This is a genomic window from Kitasatospora sp. NPDC127035 (assembly GCF_042726075.1).
Lineage (GTDB): Bacteria > Actinomycetota > Actinomycetes > Streptomycetales > Streptomycetaceae > Kitasatospora.
Window position 1 is genome coordinate 1 of record NZ_JBHXDN010000008.1, and the last position, 23,428, is coordinate 23,428.

Consider the following 23,428-nt stretch of genomic DNA (forward strand, 5'->3'; position numbering starts at 1 on the left):
GCGGAAGGGCCCCGACGAGTGTCCGGGCCCTTCCGCCTGGCCGCGTGGCCGCGTGATCAGCCGACGACGGCCTGGGCGTCGATCTCGACCAGCATCGGCTCCTGCGGGAGCTCGGCGAAGATCGTGGTCCGGCAGGGCTTCACCCCGCCCGGACTGATGTTCTCGTCGATGAACTCGGCATAGACCTCGTTCATCAGCGGGAAGTCGGCACGCTTGGTGAGGTAGACGCGGAACATCACCACGTCCTCGATCGTGGCGCCGCCCGCCTCGACGATCGCCTTGACGTTCTCCAGCGTCCGCCGGGTCTGGGCCTTCACGTCGCCGTGGAACAGGTACTCGCCGGTGGCCGGGTCCTGCGGGCCCTGACCGGACACCTGGAGGATCGGGCCCTTGCGGACGCCCTGGGAGAACATCCACGCCGGGGCGGGGGCGCCGTCGGTCCGGATCTCGGTCTTGTCGCTCATGCGCTTCCTTCGTTGCGGTGATTGCTCAGGTGGTCGGCGGCGTCTGGCCGCAGTCGGCGGAGACGGCGCGGGTGGTGGCGAGCAGCTGGGGCAGCAGCTCCAGCACCTGCTCGTACGGGAGGACGACGTCCGGCACCGAGATCGAGGCGGCGGCGACCACCCGGCCGCTGGCGTCCCGGATCGGTGCGGCCACGCAGTTGATGAACGCCTCGTGCTCGGCGTGGTCCTGCGCCCAGCCCTGGACGGCGACCTTCTCCAGTTCGGCCAGCAGTGCCTCGGGCGTGGTCAGGGTGCGGGCGGTGTGCGGGGTGAAGTCGATCCCGGCCACCACCCGGCGGCGCTCCGGCACCGGCAGGTCGGCCAGCAGCACCTTGGAGACCGCGGCGCTGTGCAGGGCCGCGCGCAGGCCGATCCGCGAGTACATCCGCACCGGGTGGCGGGAGTCGTACTTGTCGATGTAGACCACCTCGCCCCCCTCGTACGCGGCCAGGTGCACGGTCTGGCCGGTGGCGGCGTTCAGCTCGGCCAGGTGCGGCGCTGCGATCCGGCGGACCCCGCGCTGCTCCAGCGCCAGGCCGGAGAGGGCGAAGAGTCCGGCGCCCAGGTGGTAGCGGTACGCCGGATCGCGGTAGACGAATCGTTCCTCTTCGAGGCTCTGGAGCAGCCGGAGCACGGTGGTCTTGTGCACGCCGAGCACCTCGGCGAGCTGGTCCAGCGAGCGCTCGCCCTCGCCGAGCTCGGCGAGGATGCGCAGGGCGCGGGTGACGGTCTGGCTCATCGTGCTCCAAGGGCCGGGGAGGCGGCCGGTCGGGGGTCGGCGGCACCGCCCCCCGGCGCCGGCGCGGCCGGAGCGGGCGTGGCCGCCGCGGGTGTCGCCGTGGCGGGCGCCGACACGCTGGAGGCCGGGGCGGTCCGTGCGACCGCGGGCAGTACAGGGGACACGATGCCATCCGCCGACACCCGGGTGGACGCCCAGTCCTCCGGGGAGGCGGCGAGCAGGGCGGCGACCACCGGCTCCGGGGGCAGCTCGGCCTGGTCGCCGTCGGCGGTCAGCGCGCACGCCGCGCTCAGGTGGCCGAGTCGCAGACGGCGCCGCTGGTCGAGGCCGCGCACCGTGCCGGCCAGGTATCCGGCGGCGAAGGCGTCGCCGGCCCCGGTCGCCTCGACCACCTCGACGGTGAGCGCCGGCTCGCTGACGGTGCTCCCGTCCCGCTCCAGGGCGGTGACCAGCCGGGCGGCGTCCTTGACCACCAGGGTGGCGGGGGAGGGGAACCGGCGGCGCAGCTCGTGCGGGTCGCCGATGCCGAACGCGGCCTCGGCCTCGTCGGCGCCGATCAGCAGGAGGTCGGCGGCGTCCAGCAGCGGCGGGAGCACCGAGACGTCGCGGTCGCGCCAGAGCGCCGGGCGCCAGTTGAGGTCGAAGCTGACCAGGCGGCCCGGGCGGCGGTCGGCGAGCAGGGCGCGGAGCAGGGCCAGGCAGTCGTCGGAGAGCGCCGCGGTGATGCCGGAGAGGTGCAGCAGCCGGGCGCCGGCCAGTAGCCGGGCTGCGGCCGGGTCGGCGAGCAGGGCGGGGGAGAGCGCGGCGGCGGCGGAACCGCGCCGGTGGTAGTGGAGCCGGCTGCGGCCGGGACCGAGGTCGAACCGGTCGCCGGTGGAGCCGCCGATCTCCTTGAGGTAGAGGCCGGTGGGGCGGTGCGGATCGACGGCGACCGCCGAGACGTCCACCCCGCGTGCGGTGAGCTCGCCGAGCAGGCGGCGGCCGAAGCCGTCGTCGCCGACCCGGCTGATCCAGGCACTCGGCACGCCCAGCGCGGCCAGGGCGCCCGCCACGTTCGACTCGGCCCCGCCGACGGATAGTCGGAACGCCTCCACCGACTCCAGAGGGCCGGGCCGGTCGGGCAGGAGGACGGCCATCGACTCGCCCACGCAGACGGCGGCCGGGGTGGCGGGGTCCCCGTCCCGGACGTCCCCCGGGGCGGGCGCGGCGGAGCCGGCCGGGGTGGCCGGCTCGGCCACTGCGGGCCCGGCCGGGTCGGGTCCGGCCGCCGCCGGGCCGCCGAGCGGTGGGGTGCCCGGGCTCACGGCGGCGTCCTGTCGTGGCATCTGCTGGGCTCCTCGGGGTGCTGCGGCCGACCGGGTGGGGGTGCTGCGGCTGACCGGGTGGCCCGCCTGCCGGGGGCGACCGTCGTTGACCTTCGTCCGGCGCCGATGCTAGAACCGTGCTGCCAGCATGTGCAACCCTCGTTGCGTATGTTGCAACACGGCAAATGGAGGAAGACGGTGGACCAGACCTTCGCAAGCAGCGGCACCGGGCCGGGCATCGACACCGGGGCGGTGGCGGCGCTCGCCGACGAGACGCTCGACTGGCGGTTCAAGGCGCTGCCGCCGGCCGCCTGGGGCCTGAGCGTCCGCGACTACCTGGCCACCGGCCCCGCCCTCGCCGACCTCGGCACCCCGCTGCTCACCCTCGACGCCGGCGCGCTCGACCACAATCTGCGGACCATGGCCGCCTGGTGCGCCGAGGCGGGCGTGGCGCTCGCCCCGCACGGCAAGACCACCATGGCCCCCGCGCTGTGGCAGGCCCAGCTGGCCGCGGGAAGCCACGGCATCACCCTCGCCAACCTGCCGCAGATCAGGGTGGCGCGCGCCTTCGGCGTCCAGCGGGTGCTGCTCGCCAACACCCTGCTCGACCCGGCCGGCCTCGGCTGGCTGGCCGGCGAACTGGCCGCCGACCCGGCCTTCGCCTTCACCTCCTGGGTGGACTCCGCCGCGAGCGTCCGGCTGATGGACGAGGCGCTGCGGGCCGCGGGCGCCGAGCGCCAGGTCGAGGTGATGGTCGAACTCGGCGGCCCGGGCGGGCGCACCGGCGCCCGCACCGTCGACGAGGCGGTCGAGATCGCCGCCGCCGTGCTGCGCGCGCCCACCCTGCGACTTGCCGGGATCGGCGGCTACGAGGGCGCGCTGGCCCATGACGCGAGCGAGGACGGGCTCGCCGCCGTCCGGACGTACCTGCGGACCCTCGCCGAACTGCACGGACGGCTGGCTAGCGCGTACGCCGACGGCTCGGCGCCCGTGGTCACGGCCGGGGGGAGTGCCTACTTCGACCTGGTGGCCGAGGAGTTGGGGGCCCTTCCGGAAGCCTTCGTGGTGCTCCGTTCCGGTGCGTACATCGCCCACGACGACGGCTTCTACCGGGGGATCTCCCCGCTCGCCCGGGCCGCCGGCGCCGCGGGTGGGACGGACGCCGGTGGGGCGCCGCTGCGCAGTGCGCTGCACGGGTGGGCCCGGGTGGTCTCCCGGCCGGAACCGCACCTGGCGCTGCTGGACGCCGGCAAGCGCGACCTGCCGTTCGACGAAGGGCTCCCGGAGCCGCAACGCGTGCGGGGCGGGGCGGAGTTGACCGGGACCGCGGCGCGGATCACCGCTCTCAACGACCAGCACGCCTTCCTGCGGGACGCGGGCGACCTCGCGCCGATCGGTGCCGTGCTGAGGCTGGGCGTCTCGCACCCGTGCACCGCCTTCGACAAGTGGGCGCTGATCCCGGTGCTCGACGACGCCTCGGCGGCCGAGCCGAAGGTCACCGGGCTGGTCAGGACGTTCTTCTGATGAGCCGGGAGCAGGGGCCGGGCGGCGGGGGCGAGCCGGCGGGCCGGGTGGACCGCGGCAACGGGCCCGGTGCCCGCGAGGTGGTCTTCAAGGGGGCCACGGTCATCGACGGCACCGGCGCCGAACGGTACCGGGCCGACGTCCGGATCGCCGACGGAGTGATCGCCGAGATCGGCCGCGGTGTCGACGGGGCGCGGGTGGTGGACGCCGACGGGCTGGTGCTGGCTCCCGGGTTCATCGACATGCACGCCCACTCCGACCTCGCCCTGCTGCTCGAACCCGAGCATCCGGCGAAGGTCACCCAGGGCGTCACCTGCGAGGTCCTCGGCCAGGACGGCCTCTCCTACGCCCCGGTCGACGACCGTACGCTGCCTGCCCTCCGCCGCCAGATCGCCGGCTGGAACGGCGACCCGGAGGACTTCGACTGGGACTGGCGGACGGTCGGCGGCTACCTGGACCGGCTGGACCGGACCGGTCCCGCCGTCAACGCCTGCTACCTGGTGCCGCACGGATCGCTGCGGATGCTCGTCGTCGGATGGGAGAACCGGGCCCCGAGCGCCGCCGAACTCGACCGGATGCGCGCGCTGTTGGCCCAGGGGCTGGCCGAGGGCGCGGTCGGGATGTCCAGCGGGCTGACCTACACGCCCGGGATGTACGCCGACACCGCCGAACTCGTCGAGCTCTGCCGCGTGGTCGCCGAGTACGGCGGCTTCCACGCCCCGCACCAACGCTCCTACGGCGAGGGAGCGTTGGAGGGCTACGCGGAGATGGTGGAGATCGCCCGGCGTTCCGGCTGTCCGCTCCACCTGACCCACGCCACGATGAACTTCGGCGTCAACCGGGGACGGGCCGGCGAACTGCTCGACCTCGTCGACCGGGCGCTCGACGACGGGGTGGACCTCACCCTGGACAGCTACCCCTACCTGCCCGGTTCCACCACACTGGCCGCGCTGCTCCCCAGTTGGTCCACCGAGGGCGGCCCGCGCGCCACCCTCGACCGGCTGGGCGATCCCGCGGTGCGCGAGCGCATCCGGTACGAGGTGGAGGAGAAGGGCAGCGACGGCTGTCACGGGGTGGTCACCGACTGGGCCACCATCCAGCTGTCCGGCGTCCGGAACCAGGAGCTGGCCGACGCCGTCGGCCGGTCCGTGGCCGAGCTCGCCGCCGAGCAGGGCCGCTCCGGGACGGAGGTCTTCCTCGACCTGCTGCGCCGCGACGAGCTGGCCACCACGATCCTCCAGCACGTCGGCCACGAGGAGAACGTCCGGGCGATCATGCGCCACCGTGCGCACACCGTCGGGAGTGACGGGCTGCTGGTCGGGGCCCGGCCGCACCCGCGTGCCTGGGGCACCTTCCCCCGCTACCTGGCCCGTTACAGCAGGGAGGCGGGCGTGCTCACGCTGGAGGAGACGATCGCCCGGATGACCGGCCGGCCCGCCGCCCGGCTCCGCCTGGACCGGCGGGGCCGGATCACCCCGGGCCACCACGCGGACCTCGTCCTGTTCGACCCCGAACGCGTCCAGGACGCGGCCACCTTCGACCAGCCGCGGCGGCCCGCCGTCGGCATCGAGCACGTCTACGTCAACGGCACAGCCGTCGTCCGGCAGGGCCGCACCACGGGCGCGCGCCCGGGGCGGGCCCTGCGCCGAACCGCACGAGGAACCCGAGCCGCATGAACTCTCAGCCCGTCACCGTCGATTCCGCCGCCCCGGTCGGTTCGGTTGCCGCCGACCCCGCCGTGCTCGCCGCCACGCGCGCGGCGCTGGCCGCCGAACCGGTCATCGCCGTCGTCCGTGCCCCCCGGATACCGGACGCCGCCGCGCTCTGCGCCGCGCTCGCCGAGGGCGGCATCACCTGGACCGAACTCACCTTCACCACACCGGACGTGACGTCCCACGTCGAGCAGGCCGCGCGCGCCGGCTGGCGGGTCGGGGTCGGTACGGTGCTGACCCCGGAGCAGGCCGGGCGGGCGCTCGACGCCGGTGCCTCCTTCCTGGTCACCCCCGGTCTGCGGCCCGAGGTGGCGCATGCCGCGCACGCCGCCGGGGTGCCGGTCGTCCTGGGTGCGCTCACCCCGACCGAGGTGGCCCTGGCGGTCGACCTGGGCGCCGCCGCCGTGAAGATCTTCCCCGCGCGGGCGTTCGGTCCCGGCTACTTCAAGGACCTCCGCGGCCCGTACCCGGACGTTCCGCTGGTCGCCTCCGGAGGCGTCAACGGGGGCAACGCGGGCGAGTTCCTGGCCCAGGGCGCGCTCGCGGTCTGTGCCGGGACGGACGTGGTGCCGCCGGACGTGGTCGCGGCCGGGGACTGGGCGGAGATCACCCGGCGGGCGAAGGCGTTCACGGCGGCCTGCGCGGCGCGGTAGCGGACGGCGGGGCGGGCTCCGCAGCTCTGAGGCTCCGCAGCTCCGCAGCTTTGAGGCTTTGAGGCTTCAAGGCTGCGGAACTGCGGGTCGCGGGGGTGCGGAGGGTGGGCGGAGCGGTCCGGGAGGGGTGCGGGGCGCGCGGGGAGGGGGAGCGGGAGGGCGCTGAAGCGGCGCGGGAGGAGTGCGGGACGACCCGGGGGCTCCTCCCGCCACAGGCCCCGGAGGCCCGCTTCGGCGCCGGGAGTGGTCGCTGCGGACTGTTGGGACGGCCGGGATTCAACGAGAATCGAGAGCCCCCGGCACCCGGCAGGAGGATCCACCCATGACCTCGACCCGCCCCGGCCCCGACTGGCTGGCCGACGCCGTCCTCTACCAGATCTACCCGCAGACCTTCGCCGACTCGGACGGCGACGGAATCGGCGACTTCACGGGCGTCACCGAGCACCTCGACCACCTCTCGTGGCTGGGCGTCGACACGGTCTGGCTCAACCCGTGCTTCGCCTCGCCGTTCCGCGACGCCGGGTACGACGTCGCCGACTACCTGACGCCCGCGCCGCGCTACGGCACCACGGAGGGCCTCGCCGCCCTGGTCGAGGCCGCGCGGCGCAAGGGCATCCGGGTCCTGCTGGACCTGGTCGCCGCCCACACCTCCGACCGCCACCCCTGGTTCCTGGCCGCGGCCGAGGACCCGTCCGACCACCGCTACATCTGGTCCGACGGCCCGGTGGACGGCTTCGTCGCCTCGCCCGGCGGCCGTCCCGGCTGGTACCGGCCCAACTTCTTCGACTGCCAGCCCGCACTCAACTTCGGCTACGCGCGCGAGAGTGCCGACCAGCCCTGGCGGCAGTCGGTGGACGCCGAGGGGCCGCGTGCCAACCGTGCCGCGCTGCGCGAGATCATGGACCACTGGCTCGGCCTCGGCCTGAGCGGGTTCCGGGTCGACATGGCCTCCTCGATGGTCAAGGACGACCCCGGCTTCACCGAGACCGGCAAGCTCTGGAGCGAACTGCGGGACTGGCTCGACCGCACCCACCCGCAGGCGGCCCTGTTCGCCGAGTGGGGAGAGCCGGCCGCCGCCGTGGCAGCCGGTTTCCACGCGGACTTCTTCCTCCAGTTCGGCGGCGCCGACCAGGGGTTGCCACTGCGTTCGCTCTGGAACAACAACGCCGGAACGGTCGAGGAGTACTGGAAGCAGGGGCCCTGCTACTTCGAGGCCGAGGGGCGCGGCACGCCCCGGGTCTTCCTGGACGCCTGGCGCTCCGCCGCCGAACTCACCGAGGGCGCCGGTTACATCGCACTCCCCACGGCCAACCACGACTTCTCCCGGCTCGCCACCGGACCGCGCACCGCGGAGCAACTCGCTCCGGCCTTCGCGCTGTTGCTCACCTGGCCCACGCTGCCGGCGGTCTACTACGGGGACGAGATCGGCATGCGGTACCTGCCCGGCCTGCCGGACGTCGAGGGGAGCGTGCTCGGCCCGCAGTACAACCGGGCCGGCTCGCGCACCCCCATGCAGTGGGCGCCCGGCCCGAACGCGGGCTTCTCGACGGCTCCCGCCGAGCGGCTCTACCTGCCGGTCGACCCCGACCCGCACCGGCCCGACGTGGCCACCCAGCGGGCCGACCCGACCTCGCTGCTGCACACCGTCCGGCGGCTGATCGCGCTGCGCCGGGCGCACCCGGGGCTGGGGGCCACCGGCTCCGTGGAGGTCCGGCACGCGGGCTACCCGCTGGTCTACACGCGCGCCGGGCGGTACCTGGTGGTGGTCAACCCGCGGCGGGAGCCGGTGGTGGTGGAGCTGGGCGGGGCCGTACCGGAGGGCCGGGCGGTCCGGCCGCTCGACGTGCAGGGGGTGCGGGTGGTGAGCGGGGAGCTGCGGGCGGACGGCTTCTCGTACGGGGTGTTCAAGCTGGTCTGATGCCGCGGGCCGGGGCGGCCGGTCGGTCGGGCGCCCGGTCGGGCAGCCGGTCGGCGGCGCGTGGCGCGGGCGGGGTGCCGTGGTGGATCCGGCGGGCAGCACCCCGGCCACGGAGCCCCCGACCTCGGGCCCCCGACCCGGGGCGGGTCAGGTGTGTCGGCCGGAGGGGCGGCGCAGCAGTCCGTGTCCGGCGCCGGCGAGCCCGCCGACCGCCCAGAGGAGGGCGGCGAACGGCGCGAGGTAGGAGGGCCGGGCGAGCCAGCCGACGGCCGCCGCCGAACCCAGCACCGCCGGCGCTCCGACCAGGGCGGCCAGGGCGACCGGTACCCCGGCCGCCAACCGAAGGGAGGCCAGGGCGAGCCAGTACGCCGCTCCGGCCGTGAGCAGCGCCGCCGGGAGAACGAGTACGGACAGCACACCGGGACGATAACCCGGGCCGGGTCGACTCCGGTGCCGAGGGGCGAGCCGGTACCGCCCCGGGGCCGGCCCCGCCGACCCGGGCGCGGTCAGGGACGGCGGTCGGGTGCGCCGGTCAGGGACGGCGGGGCGGGCGGGTGAAGCAGCAGTCGCCGCAGACGCCCGCCTGCGGGCCGACGCGGTAGTACAGGCAGCAGCTGGTGCGACGGAACGCCGTACCGCCGAGCGCGTCCGGGTGCCCGGGGATCCCGGGGACCCGGGTCGCGATCAACGTTCCGCTGCCGGCCAGCGGCGGTCGGTCGAGCACCTGGGCGACGAGCGAGCGGGCCCGGGCGGGGCCGTGGGGCGGGGAGGTGGCCTCCGGCGGCGGGCAGGTGCGGGCGGTGGCGTGCTCCGCGGTGTGTGCGTCGAGCATGCGCAGGGCGCCGGCCAGGGCCGAGGCGGTGTTGCCCCGGAGCAGCCCGTCGGAGAGCGGCACCACGGCCCGGACGGCCGCCTCCAGGACCACCAACTGCCCCTCGACGACGGTCCGGTGGAAGCGGTCGACGAGGGAACCCCGGTCCGCGCGGGCGGGCCCGGACGGCATCCAGAGGTCGACCGGTCCCTGTTCGGGGACCCGCACCCACGCCCGGTCCGGGTCCAGTTCGGGCACCTCGCCGAGCAGGACGGCCGCACCGAGGCCCACCGAGCAGAACCGGGCGGCCAGGCCGAGGTGCAGGATCGACGCCGCGACCCTGGGCTCGGCCGTCCCGAGCCGCCGCGCCACCTCTCGTACCCGGTCGGCCAGCGGTCCGTCCGGGCCGGGGGCGTAGAACTCCCGCAGCGGACGGAAGCCCGGGGGCGGCCCCTGGCCCGGTGCGGCTGCGACGTCGAGGGCGAAGTAGGGGCCGACGAGGGCGAGCCGGCCGTAGTCGGGCGCGTCGCTCACCGGCCGGCCACCGCTGCGCCGGGGACCGGGGCGGCGCGGCTGACCGGGTCCGGGCGGAAGGCGCGGCCCGGGCGGGGGAGGACGCCGGAGGGCGTACGGGGCTGGGACATCGGACGGGTCCTCCGGTTCCGTGCGGCGGGGTGCGGCGGGGCTCAGCCCCGGACGGTGAAGTTGCCGGTGTCGGTACGGATGAACGGTACCGTGCCCTGGCAGTCGGACACGGGTATCCCGAAGGCGCCCCAGAGCCACCCCAGGCGGTCGTTCCGCCCGTCGTCCTGGACGGTGAGCGAGACCCTGGAACCCACGAGCGGCAGGTCCGGGAACCAGGGGGCCGACCCGCCGGTGACCACACCGGTGGTGATCGCCGTCCGCCCGCCGGCGGCGAGGCAGTCGAGGGTGCCCTCGAAGTCGGCGACCAGGGCGCCGTCCGGTCGGTGGTGGGTGACGTGGAAGCGGCCCCGGGCGTGGCCGGGCGCGTTGTTGAGGTCCGTCCGGGCGTCGACTTCGAACCGGACGAGGTCGCCCTCCATCCCGGAGAAGTCCTTGGTGAGGGTGGCTCCGCCGCCGCCCCGCACGCGGACGGTCGGCTGGCCGGTCCCGCCGGTCTTGCCCGTCCCGCCGGTCTCGTCCGTCCCGCCCGTCTCCCGGGCGTCGGTGACGGCGGGTGGGGTGACGGAGGGGGCTGCGGTCACGGGCGCCGCGGTGACCAGTGCCGCCAGCAGGCAGAGGGCGGTGGCGGAGGCGGTGCGAACGGTCGTGGTGGTGGGGCGTCGCATGGGGCGGGTCCTTTCGACGGTGGTCGGAGGCGGTCGGCGCCGTGCGGGGTCCGGGTGGGCCGGGTCCGGGGCCGGGGTGTCTCCGGCGAGGTGTTGCGGTCACGCACCAGACTGATCGGTGCACGGCCGTCGCACCTCCCGCTGCGGTGGGGGTCGCCCCCTCCTCAGGGAGGATCTCCGCCTCCCCCGGGAGAGTTGGCCCGAGCGGGCGAACGACCGGCCGGATCGTAGGCTCGTCCGTATGTGTGCTGAACCTTCGGCGAATCGAGCGCAGGCCCGGATCCTGGCCGAGCCGTGGCCCGCCGCCGCTTCCTCCCTCCCGACCCGGGCCGCCCGGGCCCGCCGACCGCTGGGCACCGCCGTCGCGTTGCTGTTGCTCGCGCCCGCCGCACTGGCACATGCGGGTGAGCACACCGCCGCACTGCTGGTCGCGGGCACGGCCGCCCTGGCGGCGCTGGTCGCCGTCCTGCCGTGGCCGTCGCCGTCGCGACGGGTGACGCTCGTGGCGGCGGCGGGCGCGGTGGCCGTCGCCTCGCTGTCGTTGGACCTCGGGTACGCGGGGCCGTACCGACTGCCCGCCTTCTGGCTGCCGTTCGAGTGGGCGGCCCTGCTGGTGCTGGCGGGACGGGTGGCCCGCCGGGCGCGCGGACGGTGGGCCGGCGCGGTCGGGGTGGCGGTGGTGACGGCGGCGGCCGTGGTGCCGCTGCGGTTCACCGCGAGGGTCCCGGACGGCGGCCGGACCGGTTCCGTGATCGCCGTGCTGTGCTCGTTGGTGCCGCTGGCCGTCGTGGTCGGGGCGAGCCTCTACCTGCGCGCGCTGGACGCCCGTCGGGAGCGCGCGGTGACCCGGGCCCGGCGCGCACAGCGTCTCGAAGTGGCCCGCGGGCTGCACGACTTCGTGGCGCACGAGGTCACGGGCATCGTGCTGGAGGCTCAGGCGGGCCAGCTGCCGGGGCTGGATCCGGAGGAGACGGCCGCGCTGCTGCGCCGGCTGGAGGAGGCCGGGCTGCGCGCGCTGGATTCGATGGACGCGATGGTCGGCGCGCTGAGGGATCCGCAGGACGACGGGGAGGGCGTCGGGAACGGTGTCGGCGGGCGGGTCGGGGAGCGGGGCGGCGAGGCGGGCGTCGGCGGCGCGGCCGGTCGCACGGCCGGCACCACCCGTGTGCCGGGGCTGGCCGAACTGCCGGAACTGGTCGGTCGGTTCGCCGCGACGGGCGCCGTCCGGGCCCGTCTGGAGGCAGCGCCCGAGACCGTCGGGCTGTTGTCGGCGGAGGCGGACGCCACGGCCTACACCGTCGTCCTGGAGGCGTTGACCAACGTGCGCAGGCACGCTCCCGGGGCCGCGGAGGTGGTGGTGCGCGTGGCGGCCGGCCCGGGCGGCCTCCGGACGGTGGAGGTGTCGGTCACCGACTCCGGCGATGGCGGACGCGGCGTCAAGGGCCTGCTGCGCCGCCGCCCGGGCAGTGGTGGCACCGGGCTGGTGGGACTCGCCGAGCGCGTCTCGGCGCACGGCGGCACGCTGGCGGCGGGACCGTGGCGGCCTACGGGCTGGCGGACCGGCTGCGTGCTTCCCGCGCGGCAGGCCGATCGGTCGGGCGCGGGCGGAAGGTCCTCCGCCGAAGATCTGCCGAACGGCAGATGGCAGCGGGCCGTCGAAGGACGATCCTCGTCACTGTGATCGAAGCCGGCAGCGCCGACGCGCTGCTCCGATCCGCGTCAACGGGTCGGTGCGACCGCCGCACGCGGTCCTGCCACCGCGCAGGGCCGCCGTCGCCGGTCGTGCCGCCGGACCGCTCCCGCCGCAGGAGGCCCTTCATGACCGTCGTGCCCAGCCCCGCCGCCGCGCCCGCCGCCCCGCCGCGAAACACCGCCGCCGCGCCCGCCGCCGTGGCCGCCCGGCCGGGGAGCGCCGCCGAACGACCCGGAAGGTGGGCGTTCCTGCTCGGGCGCCCCGGGCGGTCGGTGGGCCGGGTGCCCGTCCTGGGAGCCGTGACCGCAGTCGTCCTGCTGGCTGCCGTCACGGGCTGCGCCCGGGCCGAGGAAGCCGAGCCCGAGTCGACGCTCTTCGGCTACGCCGGCACCACGCTGGACGTCGTCGTGGCGCACCACGTGCCCACCGACCTGGTCACGGCGGACCGTCAGGACATCAAGGTCACGCGCTGGTTCAAGGCCGACGTCGTCGGCACGAGCACGACAGACTGGAGGCTGGAGGGCGACACCCTCCACCTGGAGGCGAGTTGCTCCGGTCTCGCCGACTGCGACGCGAGGTTCCGGGTCGAAGTGCCGCCGCACGTGGCCGTGCTGCGCGACGGCCGGGCGACCGACCTCAAGGGCCGGCCCTCCTGATCCCGGGGCGGGGGGTCGGCGCCGCCGTGCGAGACTGCCCCCGTGACGAGTCCGAACCCGGAGCCCATCCGCACGCTGATCGCGGACGACCAGGAGGCCGTCCGGCGCAGTGTGCGGCGGATCCTTGAGGCCCAGCCCGACATCACGGTGGTCGGCGAGGCGGCCGACGGTCTCGCCGCGCTGGAACTCGCCGCGGAACTGCGCCCGGACGTCGCGCTGGTGGACATCCGGATGCCGCGGATGGACGGCCTGGAACTGACCGCCAGGCTCGCGGGCCCGGGCGCCGTCACACCGGTGCGGGTGGTGGTGCTGACCACCTTCGACCTCGACGAGTACGTCTATCCGGCGTTGCGGCACGGCGCCTCGGGGTTCCTGCTCAAGCGCTCCGGTCCGGCGCTGCTGGCCGAGGCGGTCCGGGCGGCGGCGAGCGGGGAGAGTCTGATCAGCCCGTCCGTCACCGTCCGGCTGCTGCAGCACGTCACGGAGACCCGGCGGACGGACCGCCGGTCGGCGCCGGTGGCGCCGCTGACCGGGCGCGAGGTGGAGATCGCCGGGCAGGTCGCCGCGGGCCGGACCAACGCCGACATCGCCGCGGAACTCTTCATCTCCCCGGGCACGGTGAAGACGCACGTGGCGAGCATCCAGCGCAAGCTCGGCGTGTCGAACCGGGTCGGCATCGCGGTGCACGCCTGGGAGATGGGGTACGCGGTGCGGACGGGCGCGTAGCCGGAGGCGGGGAACCACGGACGTGGGGAACCTGCGAGGCGGGGGTGGCCTCCGGACGTCGCGTCCTCCGGCCGTACAGTTCGATCGTCGACCGAGGTACCAGCGGCAGACCCTGATCCGTCTCGATCTGTCGCCACTGCCTCCTGCGGTCGAACTCCCTCAGCTACCTCGCAGGTTCACCACCATCATGCTCCTCGCCGGGCCGGTGCACCAGGGGTTCGGTGGATATTCTCCCAAATCGGATATTTCGGGGTGATGTGGGAGAGCGGAGAGTGCCCGGGGCCGGCGGTCACGCCCCCTCCGGGCGGACGCTCACCGCAGTGCGTCCTTGCGCAGGAACCGCTTCAGCCGCTGCCAGGGCCAGGTGTTGATCACGTCCTCGGTGGTCAGCCAGGCCCGCTGGGCGGTGCCGATCCCGTACCGGGGGTAGGCCAGGTGCGGGGTGGCGTGCGCGTCACTGTCGATCGAGAATTTCACCCCGTGGCGCCGGGCGCGCAGGACGTCCTCGTCGCGCAGGTCGAGGCGTTGGGGAGAGCTGTTGATCTCGATGGCGGTGCCGGTCCGGGCCGCGGCCGCGAACACGGCGTCCAGGTCGACGTCGATCGGGCCGCGCCGGCCGATCCGCCGGGTGGTGAGGTGGCCGATGACGTGGACGTGGGGGTTCTCGCAGGCGCGGACGAGGCGACGGGTCTGGGCCGCCCGGTCCGCCCCGAAGTGCGAGTGCACCGAGGCCACGCAGACGTCGAAACCGGCCAGGAAGTCGGCCGGCCAGTCCACGCCGCCGTCGGGGCCGATGTTCAGTTCGGTGCCGTGCAGGAGCCGCATCCGCCGGTGCCGGCCCGCCAGTGCGCGCAGTCGCTCGCGCTGCGCGAGCATCTTCTCGTCGGTCATCCGCTGCATCACCAGGTCGGGCGCGTGGTCGGTGACGGCGTAGTAGGAGTAGCCGCGCGCCGCGGCCGCGTCGATCATCTCCTCCAGGCCGGCCAGCCCGTCGGTGAGGTCGGTGTGGGTGTGCAGGTCGCCCCGGAGGTCGGCCTCGGAAACCAGGTCCGGCAGTTCGCCGCGCAGGGCGGCCTCGATCTCGCCCCGGTCCTCGCGCAGCGGCGGCGCGATCCACGGCAGGCCGAGCGCCCCGTAGACCTCCTCCTCGGTCGCCGAGGCGATCTTCTCCCCGCTCTCGGCGTCGAACAGTCCGTACTCGGACAGCTTCCGGCCGGCCCGGACGGCGATCGTCCGCAGCCTGATGTTGTGGGCCTTGGAACCGGTGAAGTACACCAGCGCCGCGCCCCAGTCCTCCTCGGGCACCACGCGCAGGTCGACCTGGAGACCGTCGGTGGTGCGGATCGAGGTCTTGGTCGGACCGCCGGCGATCACGTCGGCCACCTGGGGGAGCCCGGTGAGCGCGGCCATCAGCGGTGCCGAGTCCTCCGCGGTGGCCAGCACGTCGATGTCGCCGACGGTCTCGCGCATGCGTCGCAGCGAGCCGGCGTACGCGCAACGGGTGCAGCCGGGGACGGTCGCGAGCGCGGCGACGATCTGTTCGGCCTGTGCGGTGGCGACGTCCAGCAGCGTCCGTCCGCCCGACTGCCGCATCAGCTCGATGCCGTGCAGGATCTTCTCGCCGCTCCGCTCGCCGAAGCCCGCCACCTCGCTCAGCCGGTCGGCGCGGACCGCCTCGGCGAGCTCGTCGACGGACGCGATGCCGAGGTCCCGGTAGAGCGCGAGGGCGCGCTTGGGGCCCACGTTGGGGACGGACATCATCGCGCGGACCCCGGTCGGGATCTCGGCCCGCAGCGACTCCAGCGCCTCGATCCGGCCGGTGGAGAGGTACCCGGCGATCTTCTCGGCGGTGGACTTGCCGACGCCGGGGATCTGTTGGAGGCCCTTGACGTCGAGTCCGGCGATGTCGTCGGGGTGGCCGCCGACCGCCCGGGCGGCCTTCTCGTAGGCGCGGGCGCGGAAGGCGTCCCCGCCGGTGATCGAGATCAGGTCGGCGTACTCCTGGAGCAGCTCCCTGACCTGGTCGTTGAGCCGGGCCATGCGGCCAGTCTAGGGTCGGCGGGCGGATCGGGCGGATCGGGCGGATCGGGCGGGCCGGGGGTGGAGGGTGTCCGTGTTCGGGGTGGGGGGCGTGCGCGGCTTGCGGAGGGTGGTTGCGCGCGCCGGGGAAGTGCGCCCCCGCCGGTCGGCGGGTGTCGACTCCTCCGGTCGGCGGGGTGGGCGGGTCGGCCTGGGGCCGGGGGCCGGATTGTCACCCGGGCGGCGCTGGCGCAGGCTGGTCGCAGGACCGGGGAGACGGTCCGCACCGGCTCGCCGGGGATTCCGCGGAGACGGTCCGCGAGGTACGAGGGGCGGGGCGATGGCAAGCGGGAAGCTCTGGGACTACGTGGCGTCGGGCGCCCGGGCGCTGGGCGGGTTGGGTCCGCTCGGACGGTCCGGCGGACTGGCGGGTTCGTGGCTGGTCAAGAGCGCGGGCGTGGTCGGTCGACCGGGCTCGACGGCCGGGTTCGGTGCGCCGCCGGCCGGTGGCGGCGGGCTCGGCGGCCCGCTCCGGGCGGGCTCGGGCGGGATGGTCGGACCCCAGGCGTTGTCGCGACCGGAACTGGAACGGTTGCGGTGGACCGACCGGGCCGGCGGCTGCGTGCCGGACGCGCGGCACGTCCAGGTGGCCGACGTGGTGCGCAGGGTGCTGCGCGGCGGCGGCCGGTCGGCGTCGGTGTCGGTGCGGATACCGGTCGGCCTGCCGGTGGTGGTGGCGGACGCCCGTCGTCTGGAGGCGGCGCTGGCCGGGCTGGTCGACCACGCCGTCCGGCGCAATCCGCCCGGGGTCAGGGTGCTGGTCCGGATCGATCCGGTGCCCGGTCCGGGCGGTCCGGGCGGGCTCGGGTTCCCCGGCTTCCCGGGGTCCCCGGAGGTCCCCGCGGGTGAGCTGGCCCGGGTGGAGCTCAGGGTCGTGGACCAGGGGCCGTCGGAGCTCCCCGAGGCCCGGCACTGGCTGCCGGCCGGGGTCCGGGCCGCCGAACCCGGAGGCCCGGCGGACGGGCGCGAACCCGGCGGGGCGGGCGACGCGGCCGGCCCCTCGGTGCCCGCGCTGGTCCGGGCCGCGGGGGGACGGCTGGGCGTGGAGCAGACGCCCGGTGGAGGGGTCACGGTGGTGCTCGTGCTGACGGTCGCCGGGGACTGACGGCGGGCCGTCGGGGGCGGTGCCGGCGCGCCGCGCAGGCCCCTCCACCCTGGAACCGCAAACAGTTCTTCGCAAAAACCCTTTGCGAAGAACTGTTTGCGGTTCTAGGGTGTTGCCATGACCGATGACCGCAGGTGGCCGCACAGCCCGGACCCCCAGACCGATGTCGTGCTCGACGCCAAGGGCCTGCGTGCCCTGGCCCACCCGGTGCGCGTGCAACTGATCGGGCTGCTCCGCAAGCACGGCCCGTCCACCGCCACCCGGCTCGCCGGGCAGCTGGGGCTGAACTCGGGGGCGACCAGTTACCACCTCCGCCAGCTCGCGGCGTCCGGGTTCGTCGCGGAGGACACCGAACGCGGCAACGCCCGCGAGCGGTGGTGGAAGGCGGTCCACCAGGTCACCTGGTGGACGGACGCGAACCTCGCCGACGAGGACCCGGAGGCGGCGCTCGGCTACCTGAGGTCGATCGTCGCGGCGCACACCGTCACCGCGCAGACGGCGCTCAACGCGTACGAGACCATGCCGAGCGACTGGCGGCACGCCCTGGACCTCAGCGACTCGGTGCTCCGGCTCAGCCCGGAGGAGGCCCGCGAACTGGCGGCGGAGCTGACGGAGGTGGTCGCGCGCTACCGGCGGGCCGATCCGGCCTCGGCGGGACCGGAGGGCACCGAGCGGGTGGCGGTGGTCGTCCACGTGCTCCCCGACCCGGTCGCGGCGGCACCTGAGGAACTGGAGGAACGATCATGACCGCGCGGAGTACGGACGCTCCCGCTGCCGGGGCTGCCGGGGCTGCCGATGCCGCAGCCGCGCCGCGCAGTCTCCGGCCGCTGGTCGGTGTGCTGGCGGCGATGGCGGTCTCCCTGACCGGGACGCGGGTCTCGGCCATCGCCCTGCCCTGGTTCGTGCTCGCCACCACCGGCAGCGCGACCATGACCGGCCTGGTCGCTTTCGTCGAGCTGACGCCGTACGTGCTGGTCAAGGCCCTCACCGGGCCCGTGGTCGACCGGCTCGGCCCGCGTGTCGTCTCCTGGACGGCGGACGCGGTGAGCGCCGTCGTGGCCGGTCTGGTGCCACTGCTGCACGGCCTCGACCTGCTGCCGTTCTGGCTGCTGCTGATCATGGTCGGGGTAATCGGTGCGGCCCGCGGCCCGGGGGACCTGGCCAAGGAGGTCATGGTCCCCGAGGCGGCCGACCGGGGCCGCGTCCCGATGGAGCGGGCCACCGGGCTGTCCGGGGTCACGGAGCGGTTGGCCTCCACGGCCGGCCCGGCGGTGGGCGGAGCTCTCGTCGCGCTGCTCGGCCCGATGGCCGGCCTCACCGTCAACGCGGTCGCCTTCGCGCTGGGCTCGCTGGTCATCGCACTCGCGCTGCCACGGGGCATGGGTCGGGCCGTCGCCGCGCACGCCGCCGCTGCCCTGCCACTCACCGAGGCCGCGCCGTCGTCCGAGCCCGCGCCTGGACACCGGACCGGGCGCGTGGCCGAGCGGGTGGCCGAGCCAGGGGCGCCGCCGCCGGTCGGCTACTGGCGGATGTTCCGGGAGGGGTTCACCTTCCTCCGGGGCGACCCGCTGCTGCTGACGATCATCGTGATGGTCGCGGTGACGAACCTGCTGGACGCCGCGTTCATGACGGTCCTGGTCCCGGTCTGGGCCCAGGAGTCCGGGGGAGGTCCGGCCGCCATCGGTCTGACGGGAAGCGTCTGGGGGATCGCGGCGGTCGGGGGCAGCCTGATCGCGGCAGCCGTCGCCCACCGGCTGCCGCGCCGGACGGTGTTCTTCACCGGCTTCCTGCTCTGCGGTGCCCCGCGGTTCCTGGTCCTGGCCCTGGGGGCACCGATGGGTGTCGTCCTCGCCGTCTTCGCGGTGAGCGGCTTCGGCTCCGGATTCCTCAATCCGATCCTCGGCGCCGTCCAGTTCGAGCGTGTACCGCGCCACCTGCTCGGCCGGGTCAACGCCCTCGGCGACTCCTTGGCCTGGGCCGGCATCCCGTTGGGCGGTCTCCTCGGCGGCGCGGCCGTGGCCCTGGTCGGGCTCATACCCGTGTTGCTCGTGTGCGGCGGTCTGTACTTCGCCACCACCACGCTCTCCGGCCTGCGCCCGGAGTGGCGCGAGATGGACCGCAAGCGACGCCGCGGACCTGAAGCGGTCGCCGACACGGGCAGCACTCCGGCAGAACGGCCTGCGGTCACCACCGGGGTCGGGGCCTGACCCGGACGGCCACGCAGGCGGGTCGGGCCGGGGCAGGTCAGGTCGATCCCGTCGGGGCCGCCGTCGGCGGGGCCGCCGTCGGCGGGGCCGCCGATCCAGGGGCGACCTGCGGTCGGCCCGCCGAACGGCAACCGGTTCCTGTCACACCCCGACGGTGGGGGGCCGACCTGGTGAAGCCGTCCAGTGGAGGAGGAGAAGCGAGGCGAGAGCGGCCAGGGCGCACCAGGTGGAGACGAACGCCAGCCGCCAGAGCAGGGCGCAGACCAGCGCGCCGACACCGGTGAGCAGACCGAGGAGGCGAAGCGAACGGTCACCGCTGAGGAGGAGCGCGCCGACGGTGGCAAGGAGGTAGCCGAGGAGGAGGAGAGCCGGGTACGGGACGCCGACGCCGTAGGTGAGGGTGTGGGTGTGCTCGGTCACGGTCACCGGCGGGGCGGCGACGGCGAGGGCCAACGGGACGGCCACGAGGATGCCGAGGAGGGCGACGGCGGTGAGCAGCCTGCGACGGGTCGGTCCGCCGTCGGTCGCGCAGCGGACCCCGACGGGGACCATGACGGGGAGCAGCGGCAGGGCGATCACCGCCCAGACCGTGCCCGCCCAGCGGGCCGTCCCGGCGGGTAGGTCGCCGTCGGCGCCGAGCCAGACCGCGGCCTCGATCAGTTGGTGCACGCCGAGGACCAGGGGGAGTGCGGCCAGCACGAGCCGTTCAGGTCGTCCGGCGCGGTGGGCCCGGACCAGGCAGACAACGCCGACGGCCGAAACCGCGCCGCCGACCACCAGGTCCGCCCGGGCGCTCCAGCACATGTGCCGTGCTCCGGCGGCCGGTCAGCGGGCGCCCGGGAGCGGGCCGGCTCCGTCTGCGCCGTCGTCGCGGTCGTCGTTGCGGCCGCTCGTGTCGTTGCCCGCCATGTCGCTCCCCTGCGCCCTGTTCCGCTTCGTCCCGGCCCGCTTCGGTCCGTTCTCCTCCCCACCCTTGCCCATGTCGCCCCGGTTCGTCCCGTTCGTGGCGTCCGTCCTGTTCGTGTCGCCGGGGCGCCGGCCGACGGTTGCCGCGCCGCCCGGGCCCTCGTCGCAGGGTTCCTCGTCCGGTTCCTCGCGGGGTTCCTCGCCGGACTCGGCTCCGGGTTCGTCCGTGGGCTTCTCCCCGGAGCCCTTCGAGTCCTTGCCGACGGCACCGGGCATCGCGGGGTGGCGGCCGATCACCACCACCCCGGTCACGATGGCCAGCAGCCCGGCGACCTCCCACGCCAGGGCGCCCGGGGTGACCCGGAGCCGGTCGCCGAGGAAGCCGACCGCGCAGGCGATTCCGGCGATCGGCTGGGCAGCGGTCAGCGCCGGGAGCGACATGCGCAGCGGCGCGGCCTCGAAGGCGCTCTGGACCAGTAGCAGCCCGACCACGCCCGCCGCCACCACCGCGTACGGCTGCCAGCTGCCCAGCACCGCGTCCAGGCCCTGGCGGTCGAGGCGCTGGGTGGTGGTCCGGGTGAGTGCGTCCTGGAGCCCGTAGAGCAGGCCGGCCGCCAGGGCGAGCAGGGTCGCCTCCTCGAACAACGGCATCCGGCGGGCCGTCGACACGAGCAGCAGCGTCAGGCCGACGACCGTCCCGACCACCAGCCAGTGCCGAAGTTCGCTCGCCGGCGGGCCTCCGCCGGTCGGGCGGCCGGCCACGATGAACGCCGTCACCCCGGCGGCCAGCAACAGCACACCAGCCCAGCCCGAGCGGCCGAGCGACTGCTTGGTCAGGACCCGGGAGAGGGCCATGGCGAAGACGAGGTTGGTGGCGAGCAGCGGTTCGACGAGCGAGACCTCGCCCTGGTTGAGGGCGAGGGCGGAAAGGATGAGCCCGCAGACCATGAAGCCGGTGCCGAGCAGCCACTCGCGCATCCGCAGCAGGTCCAGCAGCAGGCGCCAGCGGAGCAGGTCGGCACGCGGGGCCCGCTGCGCGGCGTGCTGCTGGAGGACGAAACCGAGGCCCATACAGCAGGCGGCGCTGAGTGCCAGGACGAAGACCGCCACGAAGGGACCACCCGAAGGTCGTTGCCCGCGCCGCACCGCCGGTCCTCCGGAGGAAGGGGGACGTCCGCACGGAATGGCTCCCGGGCGTCCCGCGGTTCTGGCGCGCTGTCGTCAGCCTACCGCCGGGGCCCGGCGCCGACCCCCGGAGCTGCGCCGGGCGCGGGGCGCGGTGTCCGCTTGCCGCCGCCGTGGTGGCGGGCGCACGCTGGTGTGAGCGGACGGCACGGGCCACTGCCCGTGCCGGTCCGGGCAGGCGGGACGGGGGCCGGCGCCAGGAGGTGTGGCATGCACAACCAGTGGGATGTGGAGCTGAGCTTCGAGGAGGACGGCGTCCACACGGGATGCAACGCGCGGCTGACCGGGGCGCGAGCGCCGGGCCTCACCGCGCACGGGGAAGCGCTGAAGAGTGTGGAGGACCGACCGCTCGCCCGGATCGGCGAGGAGGTCGCGGCCTCGCGCGCCCTGGAGGCGCTGTCCCGCAAGCTGCGGGCCCAGGCCACCGGGGAGATCGAGGACGAGGGGCACCGGCCGGGGTACCTGATCTACTGACGCGGCCGCTCGGCGAATGCGCCGGCCGCCCGGTCCACGGCCGCCCGGCAGGACGTCCGTACGGCTGGGTGCCTGAACGCTCGGGCCCTGACTGGCCGGGCCCCTGACTGGCCGGCCCCTGAGCGCTCGGCCCCCGGCCGCCGGGGCCCCGACCCGCGGACGGTCCGGAGTCCGGCCCGGCCGCGTCCGGAGCGCCGCCGGTCCCGTTCCGACCCTCCGGTTCGGAACGGGACCGGTCTCCGCCGGGCCGCGTCCTCCGGTTCCGTCAGCGCGGCCGGGCCGGCTGCGGCCCGGAGGCCGCCTTGCGGGCGGGCACGAACAGCACCGAGATCAGTGCCGCCACGCCGAGCAGGGCGGCGGTGACCACGAAAGCCCGGTCGTAGCCGGCCGCCAGCGCGGCCAGGGGGGTCTCGCCGTCCTCCGCGGCCCGGCGGGTGGCGGACACCGCGAGGGTCGACAGGACGGCGAGGCCGATGCTCCCGCCGCACTGGCGTCCGGCGTTGAGGAGTCCGCTGACCAGGCCGGCTTCCCGCGGGTCGACGCCGGAGGTGCCCATCGCGGTGTTGGAGACCATGCAGATGCCGACGCCGACGCTGGCCACGAGGGAGGGGCCGACGAAGGCGGTGAGGTAGCCGGAGTCCACGCCGAGTCCGGCGAACCAGAGCATGCCGAGGCCCCCGAGCAGCAGGCCGCCGGTGAGGGTGGCCCGTCCACCGAAGCGGGCGGTGAGCCGGCCCGCGATCATGCTGCCCGCCGCCGTTCCGGCGCAGAACGGCAGGAACGCGGCTCCGGCCGCGAGCGGGCCGTAGTGCAGGACGTTCTGCAGGTGCAGCGAGCAGAAGTAGAAGCCGACCAGCATGGCCGCTCCGAGCAGCGTGACGACCGTGCTCGCCACCCAGGCCGTACGGGCCCGGAGCACGCCCAGCCGGACGATCGGCGCCTGTGCGAACCGGGATTCCCAGAACAGGAAGGCGAGGCCGAGCAGAACGGCGGCGGCGATCGTGCCGAGGGTGCGGGCCGAGCCCCACGGGTGCCGGTCGGTCTCCATCAGCCCGTAGACCAGGGCGGTCATCGCACCGGTGCCGAGGACCGCGCCGAGTACGTCCGGGCGGCCGGCGCGCGGTGGGCGGAAGGCCGGCACCGAGCGTGCTGCCAGGGCGACGCCGACCAGCACGATCGGGGCGTTGACGAAGAACACCCAGCGCCAGTCGAGCAGGTCGGTGAGTACCCCGCCCAGCAGCACGCCGAGCGCGCTGCCACCGGCGGTCACCATCGACCAGATGCCCAGCGCACGGGCCCGGGCCGGTCCCTCGGCGAAGGTCACCATGATCAGGGTGAGGCCGATCGGGGCCAGTACCGCGGCCGCGACGCCCTGTCCGGCGCGGGCGGCGACCAGCTGGGTGGGCGTCTGGGCGAACCCGCCGAGCACCGAGGCGATCCCGAACAGCACCAGACCGGAGAGCACCGCGCGGCGGTGCCCGACCAGGTCGGCGATCCGGCCGCCGAGCAGCAGCAGCCCGCCGAACGCCAGCGCGTAGGCGTTGACCACCCAGGGCAGCGCGCTGTCGACGAAGCCGAGGGCCTCGCTCATGGCGGGAAGCGCGATGTTCACGATGCTGGCGTCGAGCGTGACCATCAGCTGACAGAGGCAGACGGTGGCGAGGACGAGGCCCGGCCTGGCGTGCCGGGCGTGCTCCCCGTGCGGGGCGCGCGGGGTGGGCGGCGACTCCGGGGCGGGGTCCTGGGCCGGGTCCTGGGCGTGGACCGGCGTCGGGCCGGGTGACGTCCCGGGAGTGGCCCGGGACGGGGTGGGTGGCGCGGCTTCGGGCATGACGACCTCCGATGCGAACGTTGTTCGCGTAAGGTAAGCCTTACTCGATGTCGAGTGCAAACGACCCGGTGGAGGAGCGGGTTGGCGGAGCC

20 protein-coding genes and 1 pseudogene are annotated in these 23,428 nt (G+C 75.3%); 11 read left to right on the forward strand and 10 right to left on the reverse strand.

The window, feature by feature from the left end; all coding sequences use genetic code 11:
- Positions 1 to 56 precede the first annotated feature (56 nt).
- The 3 genes from ACFWIC_RS07145 to ACFWIC_RS07155 are packed head-to-tail and all read right to left on the reverse strand — an operon-like array spanning position 57 to position 2,567.
- Complete coding sequence (locus ACFWIC_RS07145; protein ID WP_329950139.1) at positions 57 to 464, reverse strand: RidA family protein; 408 nt, start codon at positions 462 to 464, stop codon at positions 57 to 59.
- Between the two features lie 25 nt (positions 465 to 489).
- A complete protein-coding gene (locus ACFWIC_RS07150) occupies positions 490 to 1,242 on the reverse strand; it encodes an IclR family transcriptional regulator (protein WP_329877889.1) in 753 nt (250 codons plus the stop codon).
- Positions 1,239 to 2,567, reverse strand: coding sequence for a sugar kinase (locus tag ACFWIC_RS07155; RefSeq protein WP_329950138.1), 1,329 nt, complete (start codon positions 2,565 to 2,567; stop codon positions 1,239 to 1,241). The genes ACFWIC_RS07150 and ACFWIC_RS07155 overlap by 4 nt, the downstream gene beginning before the upstream one ends.
- A 177-nt stretch (positions 2,568 to 2,744) precedes the next feature.
- Between ACFWIC_RS07155 and ACFWIC_RS07160 the strand changes: the two genes are divergently transcribed.
- The 4 genes from ACFWIC_RS07160 (at position 2,745) to ACFWIC_RS07175 (ending at position 8,353) form a co-directional block, all read left to right on the forward strand.
- Positions 2,745 to 4,070: an alanine racemase gene (locus tag ACFWIC_RS07160; protein ID WP_329950137.1), complete on the forward strand. Its 1,326-nt coding sequence runs from the start codon at positions 2,745 to 2,747 to the stop codon at positions 4,068 to 4,070.
- Entirely contained in the window at positions 4,070 to 5,746 is a 1,677-nt protein-coding gene (locus ACFWIC_RS07165; protein ID WP_380516580.1) for an amidohydrolase family protein, read from the forward strand. The genes ACFWIC_RS07160 and ACFWIC_RS07165 overlap by 1 nt, the downstream gene beginning before the upstream one ends.
- A complete protein-coding gene (locus ACFWIC_RS07170) occupies positions 5,743 to 6,435 on the forward strand; it encodes a bifunctional 4-hydroxy-2-oxoglutarate aldolase/2-dehydro-3-deoxy-phosphogluconate aldolase (RefSeq protein ID WP_380516581.1) in 693 nt (230 codons plus the stop codon). The genes ACFWIC_RS07165 and ACFWIC_RS07170 overlap by 4 nt, the downstream gene beginning before the upstream one ends.
- Positions 6,436 to 6,757: 322 nt before the next feature.
- Entirely contained in the window at positions 6,758 to 8,353 is a 1,596-nt protein-coding gene (locus ACFWIC_RS07175) for an alpha-amylase family glycosyl hydrolase (RefSeq protein WP_380516584.1), read from the forward strand.
- Between the two features lie 147 nt (positions 8,354 to 8,500).
- On the opposite strand, the gene ACFWIC_RS07180 is transcribed toward ACFWIC_RS07175, so the two are convergent.
- The 3 genes from ACFWIC_RS07180 to ACFWIC_RS07190 all read right to left on the reverse strand — a co-directional run bounded on the left by ACFWIC_RS07180 (position 8,501) and on the right by ACFWIC_RS07190 (position 10,474).
- Positions 8,501 to 8,770 (reverse strand): hypothetical protein, encoded by a 270-nt coding sequence (locus tag ACFWIC_RS07180; protein ID WP_329877876.1) that lies wholly within the window; start codon positions 8,768 to 8,770, stop codon positions 8,501 to 8,503.
- Positions 8,771 to 8,885: 115 nt separating this feature from the next.
- Complete coding sequence (locus tag ACFWIC_RS07185; RefSeq protein ID WP_380516587.1) at positions 8,886 to 9,698, reverse strand: (2Fe-2S)-binding protein; 813 nt, start codon at positions 9,696 to 9,698, stop codon at positions 8,886 to 8,888.
- Positions 9,699 to 9,850: 152 nt separating this feature from the next.
- Positions 9,851 to 10,474 (reverse strand): hypothetical protein, encoded by a 624-nt coding sequence (locus ACFWIC_RS07190; RefSeq protein ID WP_380516590.1) that lies wholly within the window; start codon positions 10,472 to 10,474, stop codon positions 9,851 to 9,853.
- Positions 10,475 to 10,715: 241 nt separating this feature from the next.
- Between ACFWIC_RS07190 and ACFWIC_RS07195 the strand changes: the two genes are divergently transcribed.
- The 3 genes from ACFWIC_RS07195 (at position 10,716) to ACFWIC_RS07205 (ending at position 13,549) form a co-directional block, all read left to right on the forward strand.
- A complete protein-coding gene (locus ACFWIC_RS07195; RefSeq protein WP_380516593.1) occupies positions 10,716 to 12,155 on the forward strand; it encodes a sensor histidine kinase in 1,440 nt (479 codons plus the stop codon).
- Positions 12,156 to 12,292: 137 nt separating this feature from the next.
- The gene (locus ACFWIC_RS07200; protein ID WP_355404046.1) at positions 12,293 to 12,823 is read left to right on the forward strand and encodes a hypothetical protein; all 531 of its coding nucleotides are present in this window, start codon (positions 12,293 to 12,295) and stop codon (positions 12,821 to 12,823) included.
- Between the two features lie 42 nt (positions 12,824 to 12,865).
- Positions 12,866 to 13,549, forward strand: coding sequence for a response regulator transcription factor (locus ACFWIC_RS07205; protein ID WP_329950130.1), 684 nt, complete (start codon positions 12,866 to 12,868; stop codon positions 13,547 to 13,549).
- Positions 13,550 to 13,861: 312 nt separating this feature from the next.
- On the opposite strand, the gene polX is transcribed toward ACFWIC_RS07205, so the two are convergent.
- Positions 13,862 to 15,589, reverse strand: coding sequence for a DNA polymerase/3'-5' exonuclease PolX (gene polX, locus ACFWIC_RS07210; RefSeq protein WP_380516597.1), 1,728 nt, complete (start codon positions 15,587 to 15,589; stop codon positions 13,862 to 13,864).
- Positions 15,590 to 15,908: 319 nt separating this feature from the next.
- Here polX and ACFWIC_RS07215 point away from each other — a divergent pair, with 319 nt between their 5' ends.
- The 3 genes from ACFWIC_RS07215 (at position 15,909) to ACFWIC_RS07225 (ending at position 18,940) form a co-directional block, all read left to right on the forward strand.
- Positions 15,909 to 16,733, forward strand: a complete 825-nt coding sequence (locus ACFWIC_RS07215) for a hypothetical protein (RefSeq protein ID WP_380516600.1) — start codon at positions 15,909 to 15,911, stop codon at positions 16,731 to 16,733.
- A gap of 117 nt (positions 16,734 to 16,850) precedes the next feature.
- The gene (locus ACFWIC_RS07220; protein WP_329950127.1) at positions 16,851 to 17,480 is read left to right on the forward strand and encodes a helix-turn-helix domain-containing protein; all 630 of its coding nucleotides are present in this window, start codon (positions 16,851 to 16,853) and stop codon (positions 17,478 to 17,480) included.
- Complete coding sequence (locus ACFWIC_RS07225; RefSeq protein WP_380516603.1) at positions 17,477 to 18,940, forward strand: MFS transporter; 1,464 nt, start codon at positions 17,477 to 17,479, stop codon at positions 18,938 to 18,940. Before ACFWIC_RS07220 ends, ACFWIC_RS07225 begins: the two co-directional genes overlap by 4 nt.
- Before the next feature lie 141 nt (positions 18,941 to 19,081).
- On the opposite strand, the gene ACFWIC_RS07230 is transcribed toward ACFWIC_RS07225, so the two are convergent.
- Together ACFWIC_RS07230 and ACFWIC_RS07235 are read right to left on the reverse strand one after the other, a co-directional pair.
- Positions 19,082 to 19,744, reverse strand: a complete 663-nt coding sequence (locus ACFWIC_RS07230) for a DUF6629 family protein (protein WP_380516606.1) — start codon at positions 19,742 to 19,744, stop codon at positions 19,082 to 19,084.
- 372 nt (positions 19,745 to 20,116) lie between these two features.
- Positions 20,117 to 20,956, reverse strand: a pseudogene (locus ACFWIC_RS07235) (DMT family transporter); the annotation flags it as partial.
- Between the two features lie 285 nt (positions 20,957 to 21,241).
- On the opposite strand from ACFWIC_RS07235, the gene ACFWIC_RS07240 reads away from it, so the two are divergent.
- A complete protein-coding gene (locus ACFWIC_RS07240; protein WP_329877854.1) occupies positions 21,242 to 21,505 on the forward strand; it encodes a dsRBD fold-containing protein in 264 nt (87 codons plus the stop codon).
- A gap of 265 nt (positions 21,506 to 21,770) precedes the next feature.
- Here the strand turns inward: ACFWIC_RS07240 and ACFWIC_RS07245 are convergent, their stop codons facing one another.
- Positions 21,771 to 23,336: an MFS transporter gene (locus ACFWIC_RS07245; protein ID WP_329950125.1), complete on the reverse strand. Its 1,566-nt coding sequence runs from the start codon at positions 23,334 to 23,336 to the stop codon at positions 21,771 to 21,773.
- Positions 23,337 to 23,428 lie beyond the last annotated feature (92 nt).